The organism is Haladaptatus sp. DYSN1 (genome assembly GCF_029489995.1).
Taxonomy (GTDB): Archaea; Halobacteriota; Halobacteria; order Halobacteriales; family Halococcaceae; genus QDMS2.
In genome coordinates this window covers 1,794,190-1,809,393 of the sequence record NZ_CP120470.1, presented here as the reverse complement: position 1 = coordinate 1,809,393, position 15,204 = coordinate 1,794,190, and the positions used below count along the sequence as shown (strand labels likewise).

Here is a 15,204-nt window from a genome sequence, read left to right as displayed (position 1 = left end):
CCAGTCGGCACAATTCGACAGCCAGATGAAATACATAAGTAGTTCAAGAGAGATACTTCGCCAAATGAGACATTTCGGCCTCAAAGTACGGATGGCGGTTGCAGGGGCAATCCTGTTCGCCTTCTACATGGTGATTGCCACAATTGCGTGGAGCATGACGGGATCTATCGCTCTCGTCGCCGTGCTGAGCCTGCTGCTCGTCGCCGGGCAGTACAAACTCGGCAAGTGGCTCGCGGTTCGCAGCGTCGGCGCGGAGGACTTGCCAGAAGACCGCTTTGCGGACATCCACCGCACGACCGAGCGCCTGAGCGAGGACATGGGCATCCCGAAGCCACGGCTCATGTATGCGCAGATGGGGTCGCCGAACGCCTTCGCCGTCGGGCGCAAGGGCAGCGGCACGGTCGTCATCAGCACGGAACTCATGCAGCTTCTCGACGACGACGAGTTAGAAGGCGTCATCGCCCACGAACTCGCGCACATCATGAACCGCGACGTGGTGACGATGGTGCTCGGCCAGTCCGTCGCGATGCTCATCGGCTGGGGCGTCTACTTCATGGTGCGCCAGGTCGCAGACGGCATCTTCGGCTGGATTCTCGCGTGGATTGCGAGCGTCATCGCCAACATGCTGGTCATGATATTCGTGCTCGTCATCTCGCGGGTCCGCGAGTACGCCGCAGACGAGGACGCCGCCTACTACACTGGCAACCCGGAGGCACTCGCCAGCGCGCTCGCGAAACTCGGCCACGTAAACCAGCAGGTAGAAGAGACGAACATCGACGACAGCGTGAGCGCGATGTGCATCTTCGGCGTCCAGAAGGGCCTGTTCGCCTCGCTGTTCGCCACGCATCCGCCAATCGAGAAGCGCATCAACCGGCTTCGCCAGCGGAACTGAGTCACCCTCGGCTTAATCGTGTTTCCTCGCTTTCTGATATAAATTTCAGATCTATAAAATACAGAAAAAATATATCTGGCTCACACTTATTTTGGTTATGGAATATTCGCGTCGGACTGCTCTCAACTTATTGAGTGCTGGATGTATGGCTGGACTCGCAGGCTGTTCACTCCCATTTAATCAAGACGCTGCCTCTATTGTGATAGTAAACAATCACGACATTTCACACACATTTGCAATCAGGGTAACCACACAAGGTGAAGATGAAACGGGAGGCACTGACTATTACGGGGGCAAAGCATCGGTAAACTCAGGTACAGAACATAGGATCAATAACGCAATCTCCCATCCAGATTATGTACCAGACGTATATGTCTACGTCGTCGTCGATACCGAGAAGAAGGGGCAGAACGAAGTCGCATTTGATTTTCGGGAGCTGCGAATAACCTATACAGCAAACGAACAGATTGAGATTGAACCGGTCGGAAAAGTATAAACTCGCTGCCTGTCTCCGCGCTAACGTTTTTCCACCCTGACCGAGTAGTGAGCGGTAGTGACTGCTTCGACAATCTGGCCCCCGCGAACCGACCGGGAGCACCTGGACGACCTCGTGAAGACGGTCACGGTCGCGGCCGACGACCGTGCGCAACGCCCGGTGTTGTCGCCCTACTCCGGCGAGGACGTCGGGTCGGTCCCCGACTGCACGGCAGACGACGTGGAACTGGCCATCTCTCGCGCTCGGAAAGCCCAGCGTGAGTGGGCCGACCGTGACCCGACAGAGCGTGCTGCCGTGTTCACCCGTTACCACGACATGGTGCTCGACCGGCAAGAAGAACTGCTCGACGTGATGCAACTGGAGAGTGGTAAGGCTCGTCGCCACGCCTTCGAGGAAGTCCTCGACGTGGCGAACACCGCCCGCCACTACGCCCACCGCGCCGAAGGGTATCTCAAAGACGAGGAGCGAAAGGGTGGCTTGCCCCTCTTGACGAAAACGCACCAGTATCGCCACCCGGTCGGCGTCGTGGGCATCATCTCACCGTGGAACTATCCCCTGACGCTCGCCGTCTCCGATGCAATTCCTGCACTGCTCGCGGGGAATTCGGTCGTGCTCAAGCCGGCAGAGGAGACACCGTACACCGCACTGCTCGCCGTCAAACTGCTCCGAGAGGCAGGCATCCCGCCGAATGTCTTTCAGGTGGTGACGGGTTCGGGGTCGAAACTCGGGCCCGCACTCATCGACGACGTGAACTTCGTCCAGTTCACCGGGAGCACCGAGACGGGCCGGAAAGTGGCAAAACGGGCGGGGCAGAATCTCGTCTCCTCGTCACTCGAACTCGGCGGCAAGAACCCGATGGTCGTCTTCGACGACGCGGACCTGCAGTGGGCCGTCGACGGCGCGATTCGCGGCTGTTTCACCAACGCCGGCCAACTCTGCATCGCCTTCGAGCGCCTCTACGTCCAGTCGGGCGTCTACGAGGAGTTCCGCGACAAACTGGTCAACCGGACGCGCAGCCTCCAGCTCGCGGCGAGTTACGACCACGACGCCGAGGTGGGGTCGTTGATGGGCGAGGAACAATTGCAGAAGGTCCAGGACCACGTGGACGACGCCGTCGAGAAGGGCGCGAAGGTGCTCACGGGCGGCCGACACCGCCCCGACCTCGGGCCGTACTTCTTCGAACCAACCATCCTCGAAGGCGTCACCGACGACATGAAAGTCGCCCGCGAGGAGACATTCGGGCCGGTCGTGACGCTCCGGTCGTTCCGCCGGGACCAGGAAGCCAACGAACTCGCGAACGACTCCGAGTACGGCCTGAACGCGGCTATCTGGACGGAAGACACAGAGCGGGGCCGCGACGTCGCCCGGCAAATCGAGTGCGGAACCGTGAATCTGAACGACCCCTACACCGCGGCGTGGGGGTCTGTAGACGCGCCGATGGGTGGGATGAAACAGTCGGGACTCGGCCGACGGCACGGCGAGGAAGGATTCTTGAAGTACACCCAGACCCAGACGGTCGCAGAACAGCGCATCCACCCAATCGCCCCACCGCGGCCGATTCCGATGCGTCTCTACGCGAAGGGGATGAGCGCGATTCTGAAGGTCATGCGCCGAATTCCGGGACTGCGGTGAGCCGATGACGCACGTCTTTTTCACCGGCTTTCCCGGCTTCCTCGGCGACGCGGTGCTCGAACGCCTGCTCGCGGTAACCGACGAGGAGACGACGTTCACCTGTCTCGTCCAGCCACGCTTCCGAAAGCGAGCAGAGCGCAGGCGCGGTGTCGTCGCCGCGTGGGCAGACACGACTCCAGACCGGGTGGAATTCGTCGAGGGCGACATCACGGCGGAAGGATTGGGCCTCGATGCGCCCGAGGAATTACACGAGGCGGTGGACCAGGTGTTCCACCTCGCCGCCGTCTACGACCTCGGCGTCTCACGAGAGGTGGCGATGGCAGTCAACCGCGACGGGACGGAGAACGTCCTCGCGTTCGCCCGAGAAGCCGACGCAGACCGGTTTCACTACGTTTCGACGTGCTACGTGAGCGGTCGTCACGAAGGCGTCTTCGGCGAGGAAGACCTCGACGTCGGTCAGTCGTTCAACAATCACTACGAAGAATCGAAGTTCGAAGCCGAACTGGCCGTCCAGCGAGCGAAGCGCCGGGGACTCGCGACGACCATCTACCGGCCCGCCATCGTCGTCGGCGACAGCGACACCGGCGGCACGCAGAAGTACGACGGGCCGTACTACATTCTCCAGTGGATGCTCCGCCGGAGCGGGCGCGTGGTGCTTCCGGTCGTCGGGAAACCATCGCGAACGGAGGTGAATCTCGTCCCCCGCGACTACGTGGCGGCGGCCATCGCCCACCTTAGCCAACAGCCGGGATCGAAAGACACGGTCTACCAACTCTGTGACCCCGATCCGCCAACGGCGAGCGAACTACTCGCCGCGTTCGAGGCGGCGGCCGACCGGCGCTTGCTCCGTGTTCCGCTGCCGAAATTCCTCGCGAAGAACGCGCTGGACTACGTGCCCGGCGTGTACGACCTGTTCCGAATTCACCCGGCAGTCGTCGATTACTTCGACCACCCGACGAGTTACGTCTGTCCGAACACGATTCGCGACCTCCACGGCTCTGGTATCGAGTGCCCGCCGCTCGTGACCTACGCGCCGGCGCTCGTCTCGTTCATGCGCAAACACCCCCACCTCGGCTGGGGAGCGCGGGTCTAATTTCGTCGGAAAGCAAGCGTTATCCGCGACTGCGGCCGACCATTGTGTATGTCTGCTGCTCGGGCCAGTTTTCGCTCGGGAGTCGTCGATTGTCTCCCCCTCATCCTCGGCATCGTGCCCTTCGGCCTCATCTCCGGGGTGGCCGCCATCGAGGTTGGGCTCTCTGCGGCCCACGCCCTCGGCATGTCGGTCATCATCTTCGCGGGCGCGTCGCAACTCGCGGCCATCGAACTCATCGGTCAGGACGCCCCGGCGCTGGTCATCGTCGTCACCGTTCTCGTCATCAACGTTCGCATGATGATGTACAGTGCCTCCATTGCACCCCACTTCCAGCGGTTAGAGGAACGGTGGAAACTCCTACTCTCCTACGTCCTCACCGACCAGGCCTACGCCCTCTCGATTCTCAAGTTCGAACAGGAAGACGTCAAAAAACGGTGGTACTACCTCGGCGTCGCGCTCCCGCTGTGGATCGTCTGGCAAATCGCGACCATGGTCGGCATCGTCCTCGGCGCGAGCATTCCGTCCGAGTGGAACCTCGGCTTTACAGTCCCGCTCATCTTCCTCGCGCTGCTCGTCCCCACGATGAAAAATCGCCCCTCCGTCGCGGCCGCCGTCGTGGGCGGAGGTGTCGCTGTCGCCGCGGCGGGATTCCCGTTCAACCTCGGCCTCCTCGTCGGCGCACTGTGTGGCATCGTCGTCGGCGTCGTCGTCGCGGAGCGTGGTCGGTAGATGGCGGTGAATATCGACCCGCTCACCCTGTGGGGCATCATCCTCGTCGCAGGCCTCGGAACGTTTCTCATCCGCCTCTCGTTCATCCAATTGTTCGGCTGGATGAACGACCTTCCGCCGCGAGCAGAGCGCGCGCTCGGATTCGTCCCGGCGGCGGTGCTTGCGGCGCTCGTCGTCCCCAGTTTCCTGCTCGTAGACGAATCGCTCGCCCTCACGTTCTCGAATCATCGGCTCATTGCGGGCATCATCGCCGGAGCCGTCGCCTGGCGCACCGAGAACCTGGTCGCGACGCTCGTGACGGGCATGGTCGTCCTCTGGACGCTCACCTTCCTGCTCTAGGCGAGCAGGACGGGCCACACCCGAAGCAGCAGCGAGAACAACACGGTCAGGACGAGCGACATGACCACGTCGAGGAGGAGCCCCGCCCGTAACATCTCTCCGCGTGTGAGTTCGCCCGTGCCGTACACGATGGCGTTTGGCGGCGTCGCCACGGGAAGCGCGAAGCCGTAACTCGCGGCGAGTGCGCCGGCCAGCGCGAGCGACAGGGCGACGTCAGTTGGTCCGACGCCGAACGCACCCCCACTTTCGAGGCCGGCGGTGATGAGAACCGGGGCGAGAATCGCGGCCATGGCGGTGTTCGATGCGAGTTCGCCCGCCAGGATGGTCACGGACACGATGACGAATAGTACCACGACTAGCGGTGCGTCGATGACCGAACCGAACACACTGGTCGCGAGCCACGCGGTGGCTCCGGTTTCGGTGAGTGCGTTCGCAAGCGAGAGGCCGCCACCGAGAAGTAAGAGCGTGCCCCAGTCGATGTCCGCAAGGTCGTCCCAGGTTACGGTGTCAGCGAGGAGGAGTGCCGGAATCGAGAGCAAACCGACGATGACGAAGTAGAGCGCCCCCTGGTGAGCACCGCCACCGACCAGACTCGGTCCCGGACCGCCAAACAGCGTCGTATACACCGGGGCTGGCAGGACGTCCTCGAAAAGAACCCCGAGTCCGCCGAGTACCCACAGGCCGGCTGTCACGCAGAAGATGAGGGCGACACGGCGAGCTGCTGGCGTGAGCGGACCGTCACGTTCGAGCGCGGTCTTCGTCTTGCGGCGGGCCGCAGAGACGTCGCTTGTGGCCGGTGGAAAGACCACGAACGTGAGAACGAACCAGACAAGCGGGAGTGTGAGCGCGACCACTGGGATGCCGACGACCATCCACTCAAGGAAACTGATTTGGATGCCCGCAAACTCGTCGAGTGCCGCGACCACGATGGCGTTTGGTGGTGTGCCGATGAGCGTCCCGACACCGCCGACGCTCGCCGCGTAGGCGATGCCGAGCAGTAACGACCGGTGGAGATTGGTGTGCCCGGCGGTCGGCCCCGTTACCTGCGTCGCCAGACCGAGTCCGATGGGGGCCATCATCGCCGTCGTCGCCGTATTCGAGATGAGCATCGAGAGCGACGCCGTCGCCACCATCACGGCGAGAACGAGTCGTCGCGGCGACGTGCCGAGCCTGAGCAGCAAGACGTACGCGATTCTCCGGTCCAATCGCTGACGCTGGAGCGCCGCGGCGAGCATGAATCCCGCGAGCAACAGGAAGACGACGGGGTCTGCAAATCCGGTGAGCGCGTCTCCCAGTTGCGGAGTGACACCAAAGAGCGTGAGCAGGACGGGTATCAACAGTGCCGTGACCGGGAGCGGGAGTGCCCCAGTCACCCAGAGAACCGCGGCAAAAATGGCAGTCGCGAGTGCGAATTGCCCCGTCTGTGTGAGTCCATCTGGTGTGGGAATGGTCGCGAAGAGCCCTGCCAGTGCAACGGCGAGCACGACGAGCCTCGCGTCTCCCGAACCCATTGCCATCGATAGGTCTCCCTGGCTCAAAAATACTGCCCAGTGACCTGTCACAACACCTTTGGTACTGACCTCGGTAGCAACGAGCGATGGACGACGCCCCCACCCGGAAGCCCGTACTGCAAATCGGCGGGTTCTTCGTCCTCGTGAACGCCGGCCTCGGGAGCATTGGACTGCTTGCGAGTCTCCTTCGGGGGCAGTTTCTCGGCTCGATTTTCGTCCTCGTCGCGGCCACCGTGACGCTGCTTTGTGGCCCGCTGTTGGCCGGCATCTGCGGGTTCTGTGTCGGGACGAGAGAGGCTGCCCGGCTGGTCGGCGTACTCGTCGCCCTCGGCTACGTTGGCGGGAGCCTCGTCTCGCTCGGCCTGTTGAGTCTCGTCGGTGACCTCCCGCTCGCCCAACTCGGCGGCAGTCTGCTGTTGTTCGCGGTGCCGACGGGGCTGGTCGGCGCTGGCGTGAGCTATCTGGTCAAATAAAGGAAAAAGCCGACGTTAGCAGTACGTGGCGGTGGCGTACACGATACCATCGTCGGTAACTCGAACGCCCACACCGACCTCGTCTGCGTCCTCGAAGACGACGTATCGCGAGTCAACGTTCCGGGCGAGCCACGCATTCACCAGCGCGTCTGCGACCTGCTGTTCGTTCTCGTTGATGCGCTGTTCGCCGTTGACGGTGTAGTTCATCCCGACTGTGGTGCGACCGATGTTCTCTGCGCCGCGGTGGTAGTAGCCCTTCGAATTATCGAGGATTTTACACTGCTCGTAGAGGCCGTAGTTGCGATACCGGTCCTCTGCGGTTTCACCGCTCGGCGAGGTGTGGCTGTAGTAGTCCTTCTCAACCATATCGTCGGTGTGGTAGGTCGCCATCTCTACCAGCGTCTTGTCAGTTCGAAGCGTCTGCACGCCCCGGTCTTTCCGCTCTGCGTTGATCCGTTCGTAGACGAGCAGCTCGACCCGCGTCTCGTTTATCGAATTGGGCCGGACCGATGGACGCTCGGTGGTCGCGACTTCCGTCGTCTGTGCTCCCGGTTGTTGTGTCTGTACGTCCGTCTGCGTCGTCGTGCTGTCTCCCCCAAGGTCAGCGTCATCTCCTTGCTTCGTCGCCAGTTGCATCCCCAGCAACCCCCCAACTGACAGGGAGGTAAACACGACAACCGCGAGCGCGATAACTGCGGCCTTGTTTACCATCTTCAGGTAATATACACAGAATGAATAGATTAATGTATCGGACAGTCAGATAATCGTGAACATTGGGCTCGGTTCCGTCCGCAGAACCGAGATACGCTGACGCATAGGGCAGCGAACACAAACGAATCATCGTTCAAACAATAGTGACTTCCCGTCGGTCGAAACCATCTGGATTAAGATATCAATAATGGCCCCAGTCACGTATTCGTGAAGTATACCAAAGATTCGACCTGGTGAACTGTCACTTGCCCATGGTACATATCGATGATGACCAGACAGGCGAGATGAAGACCGCGTGGCCGCGACGCCGCAGCGTGCTGAGAGCGGTTGGCGCGGGTGCCGCGATACCGTTTCTGACCGGCGTTGGAGCGTCCTCGACGGCCGACCCGGCTACCTGGACCTACGGTCGGTTACAGGAAGACGACGAGGGAGAAAATGGAGAAAATGGCGATGGAGAGACGGTGACGGCACACGTCGTCCACTTACTCGAGACCTTCCCGCCGACGAATCCGAATCGACCGCTCGATTTCTTCTTCCAGCCGACGGGACTGCACGTCGAACCGGGCGACGTCTTGAAATTCGTCTTCGACACGCCGCGACACACGGTAACGTCGTATTCGAACGCATTCGGCCAGGCGAGACGCCACCCGGAGGGGATTCGCGGGTTCTCCTCGCCAGTCCTCGGTTGGGTCCCGGGGACCGCACCGGTCCCGGGCGAAGGGGGTGACGGTGGCCAAGGCGGCAACGGCGACGATTCCGGTCAGAACGACACTGACGACCAGACGGGACCGGTTCCCGAAGTCTGGCTGCTGACGCTCGAAGAGGCAGGCGTCTACGACGTCTACTGTGCCCCGCACGAGGTGTTCGGCATGGTCATGCGCGTCGTCGTCGGCGACGTCGCAGACGAGGACGTGGACTTCGAATTCGAAGACGCGGAGAATCTTCCCGAAGAGGGAGTCGGTCCGGTGGGACTGGCGAGAGCCATTCTAACTGACCCGCAACTCACGCCGGCGGCGATTCAGGAAGCCGGGTCGGTTCGGTGGGAAGACCTCAACGCGAACCAGTCGAACGGTGGCGACGAAAATGGGAACGGAACCGATGGCAACGGAAACGGTGGCGAAGGCTCCGACGAAGACCCGGACGCTGGTGGCCAGTAACGGTTCCGACTATACACTGTTTTGCGGCGAGACGAGCGAATCGACGGCTCCGAGGAGGTCACTCGGTGTGACGACGGCACCCCACGCACAGAGATCACGGTAGGCGATGCTCGCCGTCGAGCCGGCGTAGTTTCGCTCGGCGAACGGTCGTTCTTCGACGACGAGCAAGCGGTCTGCTGCGCCCGCGAGGTCGAGGATGGGCTGATTGCCGATGCCGATTTCCACGTCCGCGAGGACGGTTACGTCGGCTTCCCTAACGAATTCGCGGGCCGCGGCTATCGTCTCGTCTGAAAGTGGGGCGAACGGGGCTTCGACCACGGTTTCTAAGCCGAGCAACCGCGCGGTATCGAGGTCCGAGTCACCCTCGTTGAGAACGCCGACGGTCACCTCGTAACCCGCCGCAGAGAGGAGATACTGGAGTCGTGAACTGGTGCCACCGCCGCCGATGACGTGGACGTGTGCGTCTCGGGATGCGCCGCGTTCGGGCAGTGCGGTCACGTAGACGGAGTGGGTTACCGGGTGGCGGGCGACGACCGCTCGCGTGTCGAATGCGCTCGCGAGAGCCTCTTCCGTGAGGACGGACTCCGGCGCGCCTGCGGCGAGCATCTGCCCGTCTGCGAGCAAGAGCAGTTCGTCGCAGTAGTGGGCCGCGAGGTTCAGGTCGTGAATCGCCGCGACGGCGGTCTTGCCCTCGGCGACGAGGTCGGAGACGAGTTCGAGCGTCCTGACCTGGTGGTTGATGTCGAGACTTGCCGTCGGTTCGTCGAGCAGGAGCACGGGCGTTTCCTGAGCGAGTGCGCGGGCGAGGATGACGCGCTGGCGTTCCCCGCCCGAGAGTTCGTCGATGTTCCGGTCGGCGAATTGTTCGGTCTGCGTCCGTGCGAGGGCGCGGTCTACCGCGTTCGCGTCAGCCGTCGTCTGGCGGTCGAACCGGGACTGGTAGGGATGACGCCCCATCGCGACGATGTCGCGGACGGGGAACGGGAAGGCCACCGACGTGTCCTGCGGGACGGTCGCGACCAGCCGACTGGCCGCCTTCGCCGAGAGGTCGTGGACGTTCTGTCCATCGACCGCAACCGTCCCAGAATCCGGGTCGATTGCACCGTTTATCGCCCGAAGGAGCGTCGTCTTGCCCGCACCGTTCGGGCCGACCAGTCCGACGAACGTGCCAGCCTCGACGTTCGCGGAAATCGCGTTGAGCACGTCCACCGGGCCAAAGGATACGGAAATTCCGTCTATTGAAATCACAGGCGATGCACCTCCCGACGACGGAGCAAGTAGAGGAAGAAGGGAGCGCCGAGGGCGGCGGTGACGATGCCGACGGGAAGTTCTGCGGCCCCCGCTCGGGCGACGGTGTCCGTGGCGACGAGGAACACTGACCCGGCGATGGCACTCGTCGGCAACAGAATGCGATGGTCGGGGCCGACGAGCAGGCGCATGACGTGGGGGACGATGAGGCCGACGAAGCCGATGACGCCAGAGACCGCGACTGCGGCGGCGGTGACGATGCTCGCGACGGCAAGCAGGATGCGCTTCGTCCGCTCGACTTCGACACCGAGTGAGTGAGCATCTTCCTCGCCCATGAGCAGGATGTTGAGGTCGCTCGTGTAGGCGAACAGAATCGCCACGCCGAGGCCGACGAACGGGATGGTCACGGTGACGCTCGCCCAGGTGCTCGCGTGGAGGTGCCCCATCAACCAGAAAACTGCCTCCCTGAGGCCGTCGCCGCTCTGGAGCAGGGTGTACGAGATGACCGCGCCGAGGAAGGTCTGGACGGCGACCCCGGCGAGCAGGAGCGTGGCGACGGGGGTTCGACCGTTCTCGGTGGCGAGGACGTACACGGCGAAGGCGGTGACGAGTGCGCCGGCGAACGCCGCCGCCTGCAGTCCGAAGGGGATGGCGAGGGGGAAGGCGATGGTCGCGACCGCGCCGAGGGCCGCCCCGGAGGAGACGCCGACGATGGACGGGTCGGCCATCGGATTGCGGAAGAACCCCTGCATCACCGTGCCGGCGGCGGCGAGGGCGAACCCGACGACGGCCCCGAGCAGGATGCGTGGCAGTCTGAGTTTGAAAACGATGGTCTCGCTCGTCGCGGGGACGTCAAACGCAAGGAGTGGGCGAACCGAGACGTCGATGTTGGGGACCGGAACGCCAGCGTTGAGGAATGGAATCGACGCGGATTGCAGCTGAAGCGACACGTCCGAGGGCACAACGAGGGTGTGTTCCAGGAGAATTTTTGCCACGGTGAGCGGGTCGATGCGGACCGGCCCCATGGCCGCGCTCACGAGGATTACCGCGAAAAGCGCGACCAGCAGGCCCGAAACCCACGCACTCACTCGTAGCTCCTGGCGCATGATTGAAACCGTGCTTGCGTTAGATAAATACTTATTGCATAACGGGCGAGGGTGTACTACGATGAACACGAGACTCATCCGAGTGCTTGCGGTTTTCGTGGTGCTCGTCGGCGGGGTTGGTCCCGCGATGGCTGCCACGTCCGACACAGCACCCGCGATGCAACAGGAGAACTGCTCGTTCCCGTTCACGGCGACGGACGCCACGGGAACCGAAGTCACCGTTGACGGCGAACTCGAATCGGTCGTCGCCCTTCAGCCGAGTGCCGCCCAGACGATGTGGGAAATCGGCGCGGAAGAGAAGGTCGTCGGGATGCCCGTAAACAGCTACACCAGCTCCCTCGAAGGGGCTGACTCCCGCGAAAACGTCGTGAACGAAGACCAGTTTTCGGTGAACGTAGAGAAGGTCGTCGCGCTCGACCCGGACCTCGTTCTCGCCCCGAACATCGTCCCCGACGAAACGGTGTCGAAACTCCGTGAGGCCGGCCTCACCGTCTACAAATTCGAAGCAGCTGCATCTCTCGACGCCGTCTACGAGAAAACGCTGTTGACCGGCAACCTCGTGGGTGCCTGTGAAGGCGCAACCGAGCGAGTCGACGCCATGAAAGGACAGGTCGCCATCGTCGAGAACGCCACCGAGGGCGAGGACGAACCCCGCGTGCTCTACCTGACCGGTGGCTTCACCGCCGGTAACGGGACGTTCATCCACTCGCTCATCGAGCGCGCCGGCGGCCAGAACGTCGCCGCAGAGGCGGGCATCACGGGCTACGCCCAGATTTCCGACGAAGTCGTGGCCGAACAGGACCCCGAGTTTATCGTCGTGGACACGGGCGTCCCGGAGCCGCGCGTTCCTGAGCAGGCTCCCTACACAGAAACGACCGCCGTGAAGCAGGGGCAGATCGTGACCCTCGACGCGAACGAACTGAACCAGCCGGCGCCTCGAGTCGTCAACCCGCTCGCCGAGATGGCGAAGGCGTTCCACCCCGAGGCGTACGCCGCAGCGAACATCACCGAGACGGCGACGGCCACGCAGACCGAGGCGAACGAGACGACGGAGAATTCGACCGAGACGAACGCTGACGGACCCGGCTTCGGCGTCACGGCCGCCGTCGTCGCGCTCGTCGCAGCGACGCTGTTCGCGCTCCGGCGCGTCTAAGCTACCACCCGTTTCGACAACAGAAGGCGTTTAATCCGGGCGGGCATTCTCACGGATATGGTCGAGAACGTCATCTGGCCCGCCTATCTCGATGCTGCGTTGACGCGAAGCGAGGGCCGTCGCGTCCCAGAAGACCTCGCCGTCGAGAACCCCACGGTCGATGAAATCGCAAAGGCCGTCCAGCAGGTCGGCTACGACGCGGTCATCGAGCGCGACAAAGCCTACTCCCGCGAGTTCGAGACCCGCGGGCGCGTCCTCGTGAAGAACGCAGACGATGCGGGCAAAAGCGACCTCGTGCAAGCGGTCGCCGTCTACGTCGGAGTTCTCCGCGAATGAAGCGCGTCGGCGAGGTGTCGCGGGTCGCACAGGGACTCGCCATCGTTCGGCTTCCGGGCGAGGAATACCCGAACATCGGGACCGAGGTGATAGACGAGAATCTCGAGGAAGTGGGCCGCATCGTGGACGTGTTCGGCCCCGTCTCCCAGCCCTACGTCGCCATCTCGTCTGACCGACGCCCGGCGACACTCATCGGCGTGAAGCTCTACGCCCGGTAGCGAAACGAAAAAGGCGACGGCCCGCCTGCTTTTTGTATGGACCATCGCTCGCGGATGTATCTCGCCACCGCCGCCACGGTCGGCATCTTCCTCCTCGTCCAACTGGGTGCGCTCGCACTCGTCCAGCCCTTCGATACGGCCGGCTATCAGGCAGTCGAGAACCCCGAAGACCCGACGAACAGCGTCGTCTACATCGCCGCAATACTCGTCGCAACGGGCGTGATGCTCCTCGCATTTAAACTCGACCTGACGTGGGTCATCCGCGGGCTCATCGTCTTCTCAAGCGCGCTCGTCTCACTCTACGTCTTTACCATCCTCATTCCGCCAGTCGTGACTGTCTCCATCGGTGGTGCGCCAACGCACATCCTCCCGGTGGTCGCCGCAGGGTTGCTCGCCGTCCTCCTACTCGCCTACCCCGAGTGGTACGTCATCGACGCCGTCGGCATCGTAATGGGCGCGGGCGCAGCAGGCCTCTTCGGCATCAGCTTCGGCCTCCTGCCGGCTATCGTCCTGCTCACCGCCCTCGCCGTCTACGACGCCATCAGCGTCTACGGCACCGAACACATGCTCACGCTCGCCGAGGGCGTGATGGACATCAAAGTGCCCGTCATCCTCATCGTCCCGCTGTCGCTCTCGTATTCGTTTCTCGCAGAAGGCTCCGACGACGATGCGACGGAGGATGACGACGCAGAACCAACGGAAGCCGACGACGACGGCGAACGCGACGCCTTCTTCATCGGCCTCGGCGACGCCGTCATGCCCACCGTGATGGTGGCCAGCGCGGCCGTGTTCGCGCCCGCGCCGATGTTCGACGTTGGGGCACTCACGATGAATCTGCCAGCCCTCACCGCCCTGATTGGGACGATGCTGGGGCTGCTCGTCCTGATGTTCATGGTCATGAAGGGGAAGCCACACGCCGGTCTGCCACTGCTGAACGGCGGCGCAATCGGCGGCTACTTGCTCGGTGCGCTCGTGAGCGGGATTTCGCTGGTGCAGGCGGTTGGACTGGCGTCGTATCTCTGATTATACGGCGGTGCGGGCGTGGGAAGCCCACGACTTTAGTCGTGGGAGGATGTCACTCGCCTGTCAACGCCTGACTCGCAGGCGAGAAGTCGATTTCCTGTCCTAATTCCTGCTCGACTGCTTTCTCGTAGAGCAACTGCGCCGCTGCCACGGTTTCGATACCCGTGCCGCCGCTGTCGAAGACGGTGATTTCGTCGTCGGATTCGCGACCCGGTTCCTTTCCGGCGACGATTTCACCGAGTTCGGCGTGGATGTGGTCTTCGGTGACGACGCCCTCGTCCATCGCTTGCAGGAACGACCCGGCGTCAGAGAGTGCCCGGGCGCGGAGGTCGGGGACGTACTTCGCGTTCTGGATGGTCGTCGCGTCGAGTTCGCGTTTGTTCGGGTTGTACTGGCCCATCGCGGTGACGTGGGTGCCGGGGGCGAGTCGGTCGCCGTCGAACACCGGTTCCGAGGCGTTCGTCGCGGTGATGACGATGTCCGCCTTCTCGACGGCGGCAGCGCTTGAGGCGACGGCCGCGACGGTGGCGTCGAGTATTTCGTTGAACTCGGCAGCGAACGACTCGCGATTCTCCTTTGTCGGCGAATAAACGTACACCGACTCGAGGTCGCGGACGGTGGCGGTAGCTTTCAGTTGACCGCGGGCCTGTGCGCCGCTGCCGATGATAGCAAGCGTAGAGGCGTCTTCACGGGCGAGGGCATCGACGCCCACCGCGCCTGCCGCGCCGGTCTTGAAGGGGTTCATGCTCGCGCCGTCAAGGAGGGCCTTCATCGCGCCCGTCTCGGCGTCGAACAGCGGCGTGGCGAACTGGGCGTCCCGGCCGGTGAAGCCGGCGGCGTACATGTAGCCGCCCATCACGCCCATCTCGGGGAGGATGGCGAGGTAGCTCGTGAGCATCCCCGGTGGTGACTCGTTTACGAGTTTGGTTCGGGGTTCGGCTGGTGCGCCGTTTCCGCGTTCGCGGTAGCCCTCGCGAACCGCGGCTAGGTACTCTGCGGGCGTTGCCAGTCCGGCAAGGTCGTCGCTGGTCAGGAATCTGACGGCGGCGCTCTCGTGGGGCATAGCGAGAGATAGTGGCGTCTCCGC

Annotated in this window: 17 protein-coding genes; 12 read left to right on the top strand and 5 right to left on the bottom strand. The window is 63.1% G+C overall.

Features of this window, described 5'->3' with window-relative positions; genetic code table 11:
* The first annotated feature begins 64 nt into the window (after window positions 1-64).
* The 6 genes from P0648_RS09690 to P0648_RS09665 all read left to right on the top strand — a co-directional run bounded on the left by P0648_RS09690 (window position 65) and on the right by P0648_RS09665 (window position 5,181).
* Window positions 65-892 carry a M48 family metallopeptidase gene (locus P0648_RS09690; protein WP_277503788.1) on the top strand — a complete coding sequence of 276 codons (828 nt, stop codon included), beginning with the start codon at window positions 65-67 and terminating at the stop codon, window positions 890-892.
* Window positions 893-1,037: 145 nt separating this feature from the next.
* The gene (locus P0648_RS09685; RefSeq protein ID WP_276247456.1) at window positions 1,038-1,388 is read left to right on the top strand and encodes a hypothetical protein; all 351 of its coding nucleotides are present in this window, start codon (window positions 1,038-1,040) and stop codon (window positions 1,386-1,388) included.
* Between the two features lie 57 nt (window positions 1,389-1,445).
* The gene (locus P0648_RS09680; protein ID WP_277503786.1) at window positions 1,446-3,020 is read left to right on the top strand and encodes a succinic semialdehyde dehydrogenase; all 1,575 of its coding nucleotides are present in this window, start codon (window positions 1,446-1,448) and stop codon (window positions 3,018-3,020) included.
* 4 nt (window positions 3,021-3,024) lie between these two features.
* Complete coding sequence (locus P0648_RS09675; RefSeq protein ID WP_277503784.1) at window positions 3,025-4,113, top strand: SDR family oxidoreductase; 1,089 nt, start codon at window positions 3,025-3,027, stop codon at window positions 4,111-4,113.
* A gap of 48 nt (window positions 4,114-4,161) precedes the next feature.
* Window positions 4,162-4,842, top strand: coding sequence for an AzlC family ABC transporter permease (locus tag P0648_RS09670; protein WP_277503782.1), 681 nt, complete (start codon window positions 4,162-4,164; stop codon window positions 4,840-4,842).
* A complete protein-coding gene (locus tag P0648_RS09665; protein ID WP_277503780.1) occupies window positions 4,843-5,181 on the top strand; it encodes an AzlD domain-containing protein in 339 nt (112 codons plus the stop codon).
* Here the strand turns inward: P0648_RS09665 and P0648_RS09660 are convergent.
* Window positions 5,178-6,692, bottom strand: a complete 1,515-nt coding sequence (locus P0648_RS09660) for a DASS family sodium-coupled anion symporter (RefSeq protein ID WP_277503778.1) — start codon at window positions 6,690-6,692, stop codon at window positions 5,178-5,180. The two genes, P0648_RS09665 and P0648_RS09660, sit on opposite strands and share 4 nt — an antisense overlap.
* Window positions 6,693-6,778: 86 nt before the next feature.
* On the opposite strand from P0648_RS09660, the gene P0648_RS09655 reads away from it, so the two are divergent.
* The gene (locus P0648_RS09655) at window positions 6,779-7,165 is read left to right on the top strand and encodes a hypothetical protein (protein WP_277503777.1); all 387 of its coding nucleotides are present in this window, start codon (window positions 6,779-6,781) and stop codon (window positions 7,163-7,165) included.
* A 15-nt stretch (window positions 7,166-7,180) separates the two neighbouring features.
* Here P0648_RS09655 and P0648_RS09650 read toward each other — a convergent pair whose 3' ends face one another.
* Window positions 7,181-7,876, bottom strand: a complete 696-nt coding sequence (locus P0648_RS09650; RefSeq protein ID WP_277503776.1) for a CAP domain-containing protein — start codon at window positions 7,874-7,876, stop codon at window positions 7,181-7,183.
* Between the two features lie 251 nt (window positions 7,877-8,127).
* Between P0648_RS09650 and P0648_RS09645 the strand changes: the two genes are divergently transcribed.
* Window positions 8,128-9,033, top strand: a complete 906-nt coding sequence (locus tag P0648_RS09645; RefSeq protein WP_277503774.1) for a plastocyanin/azurin family copper-binding protein — start codon at window positions 8,128-8,130, stop codon at window positions 9,031-9,033.
* Between the two features lie 9 nt (window positions 9,034-9,042).
* Here the strand turns inward: P0648_RS09645 and P0648_RS09640 are convergent, their stop codons facing one another.
* Window positions 9,043-10,281, bottom strand: a complete 1,239-nt coding sequence (locus P0648_RS09640) for a heme ABC transporter ATP-binding protein (protein ID WP_277503773.1) — start codon at window positions 10,279-10,281, stop codon at window positions 9,043-9,045.
* Window positions 10,278-11,387 carry a vitamin B12 ABC transporter permease BtuC gene (gene btuC / locus P0648_RS09635; protein ID WP_276247466.1) on the bottom strand — a complete coding sequence of 370 codons (1,110 nt, stop codon included), beginning with the start codon at window positions 11,385-11,387 and terminating at the stop codon, window positions 10,278-10,280. Before btuC ends, P0648_RS09640 begins: the two co-directional genes overlap by 4 nt.
* A gap of 61 nt (window positions 11,388-11,448) precedes the next feature.
* On the opposite strand from btuC, the gene P0648_RS09630 reads away from it, so the two are divergent.
* Genes P0648_RS09630 through P0648_RS09615 form a run of 4 tightly spaced genes read left to right on the top strand, consistent with a single transcriptional unit; the run spans window position 11,449 to window position 14,117 of the window.
* Window positions 11,449-12,540: a PGF-CTERM-anchored ABC transporter substrate-binding protein gene (locus tag P0648_RS09630; protein ID WP_276274929.1), complete on the top strand. Its 1,092-nt coding sequence runs from the start codon at window positions 11,449-11,451 to the stop codon at window positions 12,538-12,540.
* 57 nt (window positions 12,541-12,597) lie between these two features.
* Window positions 12,598-12,876 (top strand): signal recognition particle subunit SRP19, encoded by a 279-nt coding sequence (srp19, locus tag P0648_RS09625; protein WP_276247468.1) that lies wholly within the window; start codon window positions 12,598-12,600, stop codon window positions 12,874-12,876.
* Window positions 12,873-13,094 carry an H/ACA ribonucleoprotein complex subunit GAR1 gene (locus P0648_RS09620; RefSeq protein ID WP_276247469.1) on the top strand — a complete coding sequence of 74 codons (222 nt, stop codon included), beginning with the start codon at window positions 12,873-12,875 and terminating at the stop codon, window positions 13,092-13,094. The genes srp19 and P0648_RS09620 overlap by 4 nt, the downstream gene beginning before the upstream one ends.
* Before the next feature lie 36 nt (window positions 13,095-13,130).
* Window positions 13,131-14,117, top strand: coding sequence for a presenilin family intramembrane aspartyl protease PSH (locus tag P0648_RS09615; RefSeq protein WP_277503772.1), 987 nt, complete (start codon window positions 13,131-13,133; stop codon window positions 14,115-14,117).
* A gap of 52 nt (window positions 14,118-14,169) precedes the next feature.
* Here the strand turns inward: P0648_RS09615 and P0648_RS09610 are convergent, their stop codons facing one another.
* Window positions 14,170-15,180: an ornithine cyclodeaminase family protein gene (locus P0648_RS09610; protein ID WP_277503769.1), complete on the bottom strand. Its 1,011-nt coding sequence runs from the start codon at window positions 15,178-15,180 to the stop codon at window positions 14,170-14,172.
* Window positions 15,181-15,204 lie beyond the last annotated feature (24 nt).

Coding starts and splice junctions, on each gene's coding strand:
- P0648_RS09675 (WP_277503784.1), top strand. CDS start 3,025: ATGACGCACGTCTTTTTCACCGGCTTTCCCGGCTTCCTCGGCGACGCG.
- P0648_RS09630 (WP_276274929.1), top strand. CDS start 11,449: ATGAACACGAGACTCATCCGAGTGCTTGCGGTTTTCGTGGTGCTCGTC.
- P0648_RS09685 (WP_276247456.1), top strand. CDS start 1,038: ATGGCTGGACTCGCAGGCTGTTCACTCCCATTTAATCAAGACGCTGCC.
- btuC (WP_276247466.1), bottom strand. CDS start 11,387: ATGCGCCAGGAGCTACGAGTGAGTGCGTGGGTTTCGGGCCTGCTGGTC.
- P0648_RS09650 (WP_277503776.1), bottom strand. CDS start 7,876: ATGGTAAACAAGGCCGCAGTTATCGCGCTCGCGGTTGTCGTGTTTACC.
- P0648_RS09670 (WP_277503782.1), top strand. CDS start 4,162: ATGTCTGCTGCTCGGGCCAGTTTTCGCTCGGGAGTCGTCGATTGTCTC.
- P0648_RS09610 (WP_277503769.1), bottom strand. CDS start 15,180: ATGCCCCACGAGAGCGCCGCCGTCAGATTCCTGACCAGCGACGACCTT.
- P0648_RS09620 (WP_276247469.1), top strand. CDS start 12,873: ATGAAGCGCGTCGGCGAGGTGTCGCGGGTCGCACAGGGACTCGCCATC.
- P0648_RS09660 (WP_277503778.1), bottom strand. CDS start 6,692: ATGGGTTCGGGAGACGCGAGGCTCGTCGTGCTCGCCGTTGCACTGGCA.
- P0648_RS09655 (WP_277503777.1), top strand. CDS start 6,779: ATGGACGACGCCCCCACCCGGAAGCCCGTACTGCAAATCGGCGGGTTC.
- P0648_RS09645 (WP_277503774.1), top strand. CDS start 8,128: ATGGTACATATCGATGATGACCAGACAGGCGAGATGAAGACCGCGTGG.
- srp19 (WP_276247468.1), top strand. CDS start 12,598: ATGGTCGAGAACGTCATCTGGCCCGCCTATCTCGATGCTGCGTTGACG.
- P0648_RS09690 (WP_277503788.1), top strand. CDS start 65: ATGAGACATTTCGGCCTCAAAGTACGGATGGCGGTTGCAGGGGCAATC.
- P0648_RS09615 (WP_277503772.1), top strand. CDS start 13,131: ATGGACCATCGCTCGCGGATGTATCTCGCCACCGCCGCCACGGTCGGC.
- P0648_RS09665 (WP_277503780.1), top strand. CDS start 4,843: ATGGCGGTGAATATCGACCCGCTCACCCTGTGGGGCATCATCCTCGTC.